A 10,167-nucleotide genomic window follows, 5' to 3' on the forward strand; every position below is an offset into this window, starting at 1 on the left:
CACAGTATGAGCGAAACATCCGAAGAACTCAGATTCTTCAAAGTAATCCTCAGTTCCATTGCTGACGGTGTATTCACGGTAGATAGTGAGCGGATTATCACGAGTTTTAATGCCGCGGCAGAGAGGATCACCGGAATCCCGGCATCGAAAGCGGTCGGCCGTCGCTGTTCGGATGTGCTGCATTCAGATATCTGCGAGAGCTGCCTTCTAAATCGTACTATGAAGACAGGCGTTCAAGCGATAGACCGCGGGGTGAATATAATCAACAACCGGGGAGAGACAATCCCCATCAGTATTTCAACTGCAATTCTGAGGGATGACGATGGGAAAGTACTCGGCGCTGTTGAGACATTTCGTGACCTGTCGGCGATTGAGCATCTGCGCAAGGAACTCGATCAGAAATACACCATCGAGGATATAGTCTCAAGAAGCCCACAGATTCACAAATTGTTCGCGATCCTTCCCGACATAGCCGAAAGCGAAAGCACAGTGCTCATCCAGGGGCCGTCAGGTTCTGGGAAGGAATTGTTCGCCCGTGCTATCCACAGCCTTAGTCCGCGAAAAGACCGCAGCAACATCACCATAAATTGCGGAACATTGCCACATCAGTTATTTGAGTCGGAGCTGTTCGGATATGTCAGAGGAGCATTCACCGATGCCAAGCAGGACAAACCCGGTAAGCTGGCCTTCGCCGAAGGCGGGACTGTGTTTTTCGACGAGATCGGCGATCTACCGCTTTCGATCCAGGTTAAGCTCCTGCGTCTGCTGCAGCAGCGTGAATACGAGCCTGTAGGCGGAACAAAACTCGTGAAGGCTGACATTAGAATCGTTGCCGCCACGAATAGAGATTTGAAAGATCTTGTGGCTCAGGGTCGATTCCGCGATGACTTGTATTTCCGACTCGCCGTTGTTAAATTTGAGCTTCCAGCGCTGAAGCAGAGACGTGAAGACATACCATATCTGGTAGATCACTTCATCAGCAAATTTAACGCCCGCAAGGGAAAGCGAATCATTAGCGTTAGCCCGGACGTAATGCACATTCTGATGCAACACGATTTCCCCGGTAATGTCCGAGAACTCGAGAACATCATTGAGTACGGCTTCGTCGTTTGCCACGGAGGCGTAATACAGAAAGAACATCTTCCGGCCGATCTTCGCCAGCAGGCTGACGGAACACCCGTAGGCGATGTGCCGTATGCTACGCCGCTCGCGCGGTCGATCGATGAGATTGACCAGATTCTATCGACGCTGAGGAAGTACGGGGGAAGAATCGCCCCGACGGCTGCCGAACTCGGCATACATCGGACTACTCTTTGGCGCAAGCTTAAGCGTCACCGGATCGATCCTGGACAGATCGGGTAGCTGCTACTCCATTTTATATCGATGTGATCTGTTGCGTTGCAACATATATCGTTGCACTGCAACAATATATGTTGCATTTCTTGCAACGTATTCCTATGCGCTTACTCCATAATGTATTAGATGCCATCGTTTTGAGCCAAATTCTGTCCTCTGGCACGCTTGATGCAACATCTTACAATGGAGGTGAGATTGAAAGTAGCGATACCGCAGTTCGAAGGCGAGGTTGCACCCTGTTTCGAGGTTGCCGGCAACATGCTGATTGCTCTCGTTGAAGACAATGCAGTGATTTCTTCAAAGTCTATCGTATGTGTCGGACCAGAGGGGTACCGGCGAGTCAGGCTGCTTCAGGTGCATGGAGTCAGCACTCTTATCTGCAATGGGATCAAAGGTCTCTATCGAGATATGTTAGTTGCGTCTGGTATAAAGGTGTTCCAGGGCATCAGTGCACCTATCGAGGATGTGCTGGAACGCTTCACAGCCTGCGAATTGGACGTGGAACCATCGAGCTATGAAGAACTGACTGAGCCGTGCAACACGCCTCATCAGGACATTGTCTACTGGGCGAGAACGCTCTTCGAGAGCCACGGCTATTCAGTGCATCAAGCACCCGATCAGGATCAGCACCTGATAGATCTTATCGCTGAGATTCCATGTCCGGTGTGCAGTGGCCTGGTGAGAGTGGCCATATGTTGCGGGGCGCATACATACCGTACCACACAAGAAATCGCCGAATTCCATCATGCTATGCCTCTGGAATACAACGCCCGTGTGTTCATTTGTCCGACTAATCCGACGATTGCCAAATGCTGCAATGAATACGGAATTGAATTGATCAGTCCGGATTTTGAAGGCATACACGGACGCATCATAGCGGACGGCAAGTTACCTATTCTGGAAGGTCAGGTACGAGATCATGAAAGGGCCTCATGGTCATGAGACTTGCATCGAGCAAACATACAGAACAAAACCAGAGGAGCTACCTCGGTAAAAGGTGATTGGAATGGATATGAGGACAGACAAGATCAATGCTGAGGAGCGGGAAAGGGCATTCGTATCACTCAGAAAACCGGAGGTGGTGGAAAAGCAGAAGCTTCATGTTCGGTATCACGTTGAGGATTATGATGCCGAGGACCGTCCCCGGGCATTCCTCAAGGCGTTCGCTGCCATTCTGAAGCACTCCAGCTATCGTATGGCCTTGGACCATTTCATTCGCATGAGCGCAAAGTGCTCTCGGTGCGCTACCACTTGTCAGGTTTACCAGGCCACAGGTGACCTCAAAGACATTCCATGCTTTCGGTCGGAGTTGTTGCTCAGCGTATACCGGCGTCATTTCACAATGGGCGGTCTGCTGCGGGGACGGGCCTTGGGTACCGGGCATCTGACCGACGATAAGATTCAGGAAATGGCAGAGAGTTTCTGGAACTGCACCGCTTGCCGCCGCTGCTCTATGGAGTGTCCTTCAGGCATCGATCACGGACTGATCGCTCATCTCGGAAGGTACATCCTGAGCGAAATAGGCATAGCGCCCCGCGCGCTGGTGGTAAGTACCCGTGAGCAGTTAGAGGGCAAGTCCGGTAATACCTCTGCTATTCCGGTTCCTGCGCTGATCGATACTCTCGAGTTTCTCGAAGAGGACATGCTCGAAGAGAAGAATGTAGCGATTAAGTTTCCGATGGATGTCGAAGGCGCCAACTATGTGTTCTTCCCTGCCGTGAGTGATTTTCTTATGGAAGCGGAGACTCTTATGGGCATTGCAGCGGTTTTCGCCGCAACGGGTGATTCCTGGACGACCGGCACCGGATACTTTGATGGTATCAACTATGGTCTGTTTTACAGTGATCGCATTCTCGAACGCGTTGTCAAAAAGATTGATGCCGAGACCAGGAGGCTGAAAGGGAAGCAGGTTCTTATCGGGGAATGCGGCCATGCCTCCAGATCGGCGAAGTATTTCCTGCCTACTTACTGCGGAGGCAAAGACGCGTTTCCGGTTATCAATATCATGGAATACACATACGAGGTGTGGAAAGAGGGTCGCTTGGTGCTCGACCCGACTATCGTAACCCAGAAGGTCGCTTACCACGATCCGTGTAACATTGCGCGTCAGAGATGGATCATTGATCAGCCGAGGGAGCTTCTGCGGGCATTCTGCCCGAATTATGTGGAGATGACGCCAATGGGTGAGAATAACATCTGCTGCGGAGGCGGAGGCGGAACCGTGTCGATAGATGAGATCCGGCCATACAGAACGACAATCGGCGGAAAACTGAAGGCAGACCAGATCAGAAAATCGGGATGCGAGATTCTCGTCGCACCATGTGCCAACTGCAAGAAGCAGCTCAGGGAGCTTGTCGAGGATCAGAAGATAGACTGCGAGGTGGTAGGTCTGCACGATCTCATATACAAGGCCATAGTCTTCGACGATTCGCTTAAGGTCAAAGAAGAACAGCCGCAAGAAGTAGCGGAGGAGGAGTAGACAATGGAGGCGCTTTTGGATTTCGCACGAGGTCCGCTGTTTCGTTTGAGCTTTGCCGTGATGGCACTCGGCCTGCTGCGCATACTGATCTTTGATCTCTACGGAGCAATAGAAGCATATCGAAGGGCTGGCGACAAGACCATGCCCTGGAATTTAGTGATGCGCCGCTCCGCACAGTGGTTGTTGCCGATTAATCGAGCGTTCAAGAACCGTCCGGCATACAGTCTGATCTCGATTCTATTCCATATCGGGTTGCTGCTGGTTCCGATCTTCCTTTTCGCTCACATCCAGCTTTGGCATAAGGTAATCGGCATATCGTGGCTTTCACTTCCCAAGGTCGTTGCGGACTATCTGACGATACTTACGATCATCTGCGCCGTAGCACTATTAATCGGACGTGTGTTCAATCACTCTTCGAGCTTCCTCAGCAGAAAGCAGGATTATCTCTGGCCGCTGTTGCTCAGCATGCCGTTTGCGACAGGCTATATCTGCGCCAATGTCGGTGTCAGCCCGTCGGTGTATCAGCTTTCTATGATGGCACATGTTTTGTCGGGCGAGATAGCCTTTATTCTGATTCCGTTCACCAAGATAGCACACTGCGTTCTGATGCCGTTCTCACAGCTCATTTCAACACTGGCATGGAAGTTCCCGCCCGGTACCGATGAGGATGTGGCTACAACCATGAACAAGAAAGGAGCGCCTGTATGAGCGTGGCGATCCTGACAGATATAACGAAGTGCATCGGATGCTTCAAGTGTGTAACTGCCTGCAAGGCTGAGTACGGACTGAAACCTGATGTGCCTCGCAAATGGCAGAAGGACGATGGGCTTTCGTCCCGAAACTGGACATCGATTCTGGAAAAACCGGACAAACATTACGTTCGCAAGCAATGCCGACACTGTCTTGAACCAGCTTGCGCATCTGTCTGTCCAGTCGGGGCTTTGCAAAAGACCAAAGAAGGCGCCGTTGTCTACGACAAAGATAAGTGTCTTGGTTGCCGCTACTGCATGATGGCATGTCCTTACGGGATACCTCGATATGATTGGGATGAACCGGTTCCATATATCCGCAAGTGCATCCTTTGCAGCGATAGAATCAAGAAAGGCCAGCAGCCCGCTTGCACCGAAGCCTGTCCGAAGGAAGCTACGATATTCGGAGAGAGAGATCAGTTGATCCGCGAAGCACACAGGCGAATCGACGAGAATCCGGGGAAGTATATCAATAGAGTTTGGGGAGAGCATGAAGTCGGCGGCACATCGGTTCTGTATCTCTCTGATATAGACCTTGGCTTCATGGCATATAACTCAGACACATTGACTACATCGCTTCCGACAACCACTGAACTCGCTATGCATTCGGTGCCGTTCGCATTCGTTGGCATGGGCTGCGTGATGTACTCCCTGAACTGGATCATCCGCCGCCGTCAACGACTTGCCGAGGGCGAAGAGGAGCACAAGGAATAGACCATGGATAGAGTGCAGAGCACAAAGCTCGTTTTATGGGTGATTACCGGACTGGCAGCGGCTGTGGGGGTTACCAGATTCGTTTTTGGCTTAGGTGCCACAACCAATCTTACTGACGCTACGCCGTGGGGTTTCTGGATCGGATTCGACGTTATGGCAGGAGTGGCATTGGCGGGAGGCGGCTTTGTAGTAACTGCGATCTTCTACATACTACGCCGCGAAGAATTCCATCATCTGGTAAGACCGGCAGTCCTAACTGCATTCCTTGGATATGTGGCAGTGATTATCGGGCTGATGTTCGATCTTGGGCTGCCGTGGAACATCTGGCACATGATAATCTACTGGAATCCACACTCACCGCTGTTCGAGGTCGGTTGGTGCGTGATGCTTTACACCACTGTTCTACTCCTTGAATTCAGTCCTGTGCCGCTTGAGGAATCGAGTCACTATGCAATGGTGAGAAGTTTTCTCATGAAGTTCCGTTTTCCGCTGGTGCTCCTGGGAATCATGCTCTCGACGCTTCATCAATCTTCGCTCGGTTCACTCTTTTTGATTATGCCTTTCAAGCTCAATCCGCTCTGGTATTCCAACGTGCTTCCGATTCAGTTCTTCGTATCGGCAATTGCGCTCGGTCTGATGATGGTATCCCTTGAGAGTCTCGTATCTCATTGGTTGTATCGTCGGAAACCGGAGACGCATCTGGTTGCCAAGCTTTCGAAAGCGGCAGTGTGGGTGCTGTCGACATATCTCGGCATTAAACTAATCGACATGGCGATTTCGGGTGAGTTGTCGACGATATTCGCCGGCACATGGGAAAGCAATTTGTTCATCTTCGAATTGCTTCTCTCAGCCATAATCCCGATCGTGTTGTTTTCAATACCGCGCATTCGCAACACTCCTGCCGGGCAGTGGATCGGTTCCTCTATGGTGGTCTTCGGCATGATACTCAATCGTATCGATGTCGGCGGACTGACTATGCTTGGAATCACCGGCGATTCCTATTTCCCATCATGGATGGAGCTTTCTATCAGCCTCGGAGTCGTATCGGTGGCAGCATTGGCGTTTCTCTACGCAATCGAGAAGTTTCATATCTGGGAGGTGCGCCCAAAGCACCCAGAATCGGATCCACACGCTGAGCCGATATTCGGACACACTTCTGAAGTCTGGCTTGGGGCACCTGCTGTTGCTGCTCGAACAAAGTACTCTCTTGCTTTGATATTGAGCTTTGCTATCGGTTTCGCTCTAATTCCACAGCACAGAACTCAGGGAGAGGGCGTCGTGCAGGTTACCGCTCAGAAAGCTCGCGGAGGTACTACTCTTTTCATAGATGGCAATCGCAACGGTTACGGGGCGTTGTTCGATCATGCAGGGCATGCCGACAGCCTGAAGCCGGAAGTTTCGTGTGCAACCTGTCACCATATGAATTTGCCACAAGACAGGGAAAGCGGATGCTGGGAGTGTCACAAGAGCATGTACTCAGAGACGAGAGCGTTCAATCATGATTGGCATGGCTCTCCAGCAGGAGGAAACATCGCATGTAGTGTGTGTCATGATGTATCAGCCGACAGAGAAGCTACTTCGGCAAAGAAATGTAAGGATTGTCACATTGATCTTGAGCCGGACGGGTCGAGTATCTTAGTTGAAGACTATGTCGCTGGTTCCTACGCCGATGTTATGCACCAGCAGTGTCTCGGATGTCACAAAAAGAAGAGTACGGAAATCGCCGATAAACCGGATCTGGCACTTTGTCCTACGTGTCATCGGACTTCGCCGCCGCCGCACATGAAGTCGGACGTCGGAATGGGTTTGGCTGGCGAGTATTCAGGCAGCGTGGTGCTACCTGCGCCGGCGTCGGAATCGGTCGAGAAATAGAGGTTGCATGTGGCCAAGAGGATTCTGATCGTAGACGATGAATCGGATGTCGCAGTGTATCTTGCTACGGCACTGAGAGCGAATGGCTACGACGCGGTGATTGCCGCGAACGCGAAAACTGCTCTTAACGAGGTGCGGCAGAACCGTCCTGATTTGATAAGCCTCGATATCGTAATGCCTGAGGAGTCAGGAATTGCTCTGTACAAGAAACTCAAAGCAAATCCGACCAGCGCGGAGATTCCTGTTGTGGTTGTCAGCGGTGCAGGACAGGACGGAACTTTTGACTTCCGGTCTCTTGCCTCCGACGAGTCCGTATCGGAACCGGAGTGTTTTTTTGAAAAGCCAATCGATGTTGATGAGTATATTGTAATGATCGGGAAACTGACATCTGCGAATAGAGGATCGAAACGAAAGAAAACGTCATGAAGTCCGATACAACATCTGAAATTCCGAAAGGGTTGACACAGCTTGCGCACAGGACTCTGTTCGAAGAAGTGCCGTTCTGCGTTGCCGTCATAGATCGGAATTACAACGTTGTAATGGCAAACAGGAGGTTCACTGCGAAGTTCGGTGATTGGCGCGGAAAAAAGTGCTATAGCGTATACAAGAAGCTTCACAGGCCGTGTGATGAGTGCCCCTCCGCAAAGGTGTTCGAAGATGGAAGTGCGGTAGTTGCCGACGCAGTCGGACTCGACCAGCATGGAAAGCCGACACACTATGTGGGACATATCGCGCCTTTGCGTAGCAAAAAGAATGGCCCGGTCGAGTATGTCCTGGAGATGACAAGAACGGTGACAGGTACCAAGAGCTGGCAACAGGAATATCAGATACTCTTCGATCGAGTACCTTGCTACATAACTGTCATCGATCGTGACTATCGAATTGTCAGGGCCAATGAAGCATTCAGAGAGAAGTTCGGTGACGTAATGAATCACTACTGCTATGAGGTATACAAGCGCAGAAAGTCGAAGTGCACGAATTGTCCTGCGGCAAAGACGTTCAGGGACAGCCGAGTACACAGATCGAATCAGGCAGGCATAGGTAGTCGCGGGCAGGATATACACTATGCAGTCACAACGTCTCCGCTTGTGCGAAGTGGTGAATCTGTGGCGCACGTCATAGAAATCTCCACAGATATTACGGCTGTGAAGCGGCTCGAGAGTCAGGTGATCAAAGCGGAACGATTGGGTGCGGTTGGGCAAACTGTGGCTGGCCTCGCGCACAGCATTAAGAACATTCTGATGGGCCTCGAAGGTGGGAAATACATCGTGAGCATGGGCCTGAAGCAGAATGATCGGAAAGTGATCAACGAAGGTTGGGAGATGCTCGAAAGGAATTTCGAAAAGACTACTTCCCTGGTCAAAGATTTCCTTAGTTTCTCGAAGGGGAGATTGCCGGAGCTCAGGATGATATCACCGACAATTATTGTTAAGGACATTGTGAGGCTATACAAAGACATCGCCGCCCAATCGGGCATAGAGCTGAAAGCAGACATTGTCGGAAAAGTGCACAACGCTCCTCTTGATCCTGATGGACTGCACACCTGTCTTACAAACCTCATTTCGAATGCCATCGATGCGTGTCAGATGGGTGAACAGAAGGGAACGGAGGTGATGATCCGGTTGACAGATCGTAGTGACAAGCTGGTGTTCGAAGTCTCCGACAACGGCAGTGGTATCGAGTATGACGTTAAGAAGAAAATCTTTACGACTTTCTTTACGACCAAGGGTGGCGAAGGCACTGGTCTCGGGTTGCTTACAACGCGTAAAATCGTGCAGGAGCATGGCGGCACAATCACGGTCGTATCAAAAGAAGGCGAAGGTTCCTGCTTCCGTATGGAGTTTCCCCGGAAAAGGCTGATGGCGCTCTACGAAGAAGGTAGACAAAAAGGTGAGTAGAGTGCGAGAAAGTAAGAAGAGGATGCTATGAGTGAGAATGTCAAAAAGACTGTCCTAGTTGTTGATGATGAAGCCGATGTACGGAACTTCCTGAAAGCTGCATTACTGAATGCCGGTTTCGAGGTGATCACTGCCAACGACGGTTTCGAGGCACTGGAACAGGTTAAGAAGCGTATTCCCGATCTGATATCTCTCGATCTGGTGATGCCGAAGAAGTCGGGCGCGAAATTCCATCGTGAATTGAGCAAGAATCCGAAGTGGAGGAGTATTCCGATCATAATAGTGACGGGACATGCACGTGACGATCTCGGGAAAGCAGATCTCAAGGAATTGACCATGTCCGGCCCCGGGATATATCTCGAGAAGCCGGTGAAGGCCGACAATTACATTGCCGCAGTAAAGTCGATCCTTCAGATGGATACGTCTGCCGAGGAGAAAGAGGCGGCAGAGCAGGTTGCCCTGCAAAATGAGTTGAAGAACATCATTGACGAAGCCAGCCCGGAAACGCTGCGGAAGCTGAAAGATGCTCTCGCGAAGAAGAAGGCTGGTGGCTGATATTGCACCGGTAAAGGTCGAACTGATCTAACGGAGGATGTATCTTATATGTCAGACAAGAAGACAATTCTCATAGTGGATGATGAGCCGGATGTTCTCAGATGGCTGACAGTACTCTTTGAAAACAATGGCTACAGAGCAGTGGCTGCCAAGGACGGCGTTGAAGGGATTGAACTGGCAGAGACCGAACACCCCGATTTGATTACGCTGGACATCTCTATGCCAAGGGAATCGGGTGTCAAGATGTACAAGAAGCTGCTTGAATCAGGAAAGACGGCAGACATTCCGGTAATAATGTTGACTGGTGCTCCACCGGAATTGGACGGGTTCCTCGGTCGAATGAAGCAGAAGAAGAAACCGGCTGCCTTCCTTGAGAAACCGGTGACTGATGAAGAGCTGTTAGCAGAAGTACGGCAGTTGATAGGTTGATTAGTTCTTTTCCGTATGGCCGCCTGTCACTTCATCCGGGACAGAACTGATCTTCTCTTCATGGGACCTCCCGGAGTTGGGAAATCTCATCTCGTGCAGGCGATTGGACATCAGG

The 10,167-nt window shown here is 50.9% G+C and carries 11 protein-coding genes; all 11 read left to right on the forward strand.

Features of this window, described 5'->3' with window-relative positions:
- Positions 1-6: 6 nt before the first annotated feature.
- Positions 7-1,362, forward strand: a complete 1,356-nt coding sequence (locus tag KKH67_01325) for a sigma 54-interacting transcriptional regulator (protein ID MBU1317814.1) — start codon at positions 7-9, stop codon at positions 1,360-1,362.
- Positions 1,363-1,551: 189 nt separating this feature from the next.
- Positions 1,552-2,298 carry a hypothetical protein gene (locus tag KKH67_01330; GenBank protein ID MBU1317815.1) on the forward strand — a complete coding sequence of 249 codons (747 nt, stop codon included), beginning with the start codon at positions 1,552-1,554 and terminating at the stop codon, positions 2,296-2,298.
- A 64-nt stretch (positions 2,299-2,362) separates the two neighbouring features.
- Entirely contained in the window at positions 2,363-3,835 is a 1,473-nt protein-coding gene (locus KKH67_01335; protein ID MBU1317816.1) for a (Fe-S)-binding protein, read from the forward strand.
- A gap of 3 nt (positions 3,836-3,838) precedes the next feature.
- A complete protein-coding gene (locus KKH67_01340) occupies positions 3,839-4,543 on the forward strand; it encodes a hypothetical protein (protein MBU1317817.1) in 705 nt (234 codons plus the stop codon).
- Positions 4,540-5,298: a 4Fe-4S dicluster domain-containing protein gene (locus KKH67_01345; protein ID MBU1317818.1), complete on the forward strand. Its 759-nt coding sequence runs from the start codon at positions 4,540-4,542 to the stop codon at positions 5,296-5,298. Before KKH67_01340 ends, KKH67_01345 begins: the two co-directional genes overlap by 4 nt.
- Before the next feature lie 3 nt (positions 5,299-5,301).
- Entirely contained in the window at positions 5,302-7,170 is a 1,869-nt protein-coding gene (gene hybB, locus KKH67_01350; protein ID MBU1317819.1) for a Ni/Fe-hydrogenase cytochrome b subunit, read from the forward strand.
- Between the two features lie 9 nt (positions 7,171-7,179).
- The gene (locus KKH67_01355; GenBank protein MBU1317820.1) at positions 7,180-7,596 is read left to right on the forward strand and encodes a response regulator; all 417 of its coding nucleotides are present in this window, start codon (positions 7,180-7,182) and stop codon (positions 7,594-7,596) included.
- On the forward strand, positions 7,593-9,068 hold the full coding sequence (locus KKH67_01360) for a PAS domain-containing protein (GenBank protein MBU1317821.1): 1,476 nt from the start codon (positions 7,593-7,595) through the stop codon (positions 9,066-9,068). Before KKH67_01355 ends, KKH67_01360 begins: the two co-directional genes overlap by 4 nt.
- A gap of 27 nt (positions 9,069-9,095) precedes the next feature.
- The gene (locus KKH67_01365; GenBank protein ID MBU1317822.1) at positions 9,096-9,623 is read left to right on the forward strand and encodes a response regulator; all 528 of its coding nucleotides are present in this window, start codon (positions 9,096-9,098) and stop codon (positions 9,621-9,623) included.
- 48 nt (positions 9,624-9,671) lie between these two features.
- Entirely contained in the window at positions 9,672-10,052 is a 381-nt protein-coding gene (locus tag KKH67_01370; GenBank protein MBU1317823.1) for a response regulator, read from the forward strand.
- A gap of 15 nt (positions 10,053-10,067) precedes the next feature.
- Positions 10,068-10,167, forward strand: a 100-nt coding sequence (locus tag KKH67_01375; GenBank protein ID MBU1317824.1) for an ATP-binding protein, incomplete at its 3' end; no start/stop codon positions are given.

It is taken from the genome of Candidatus Zixiibacteriota bacterium, from assembly GCA_018820315.1.
Classification (GTDB): Bacteria; Zixibacteria; MSB-5A5; order JAABVY01; family JAHJOQ01; genus JAHJOQ01.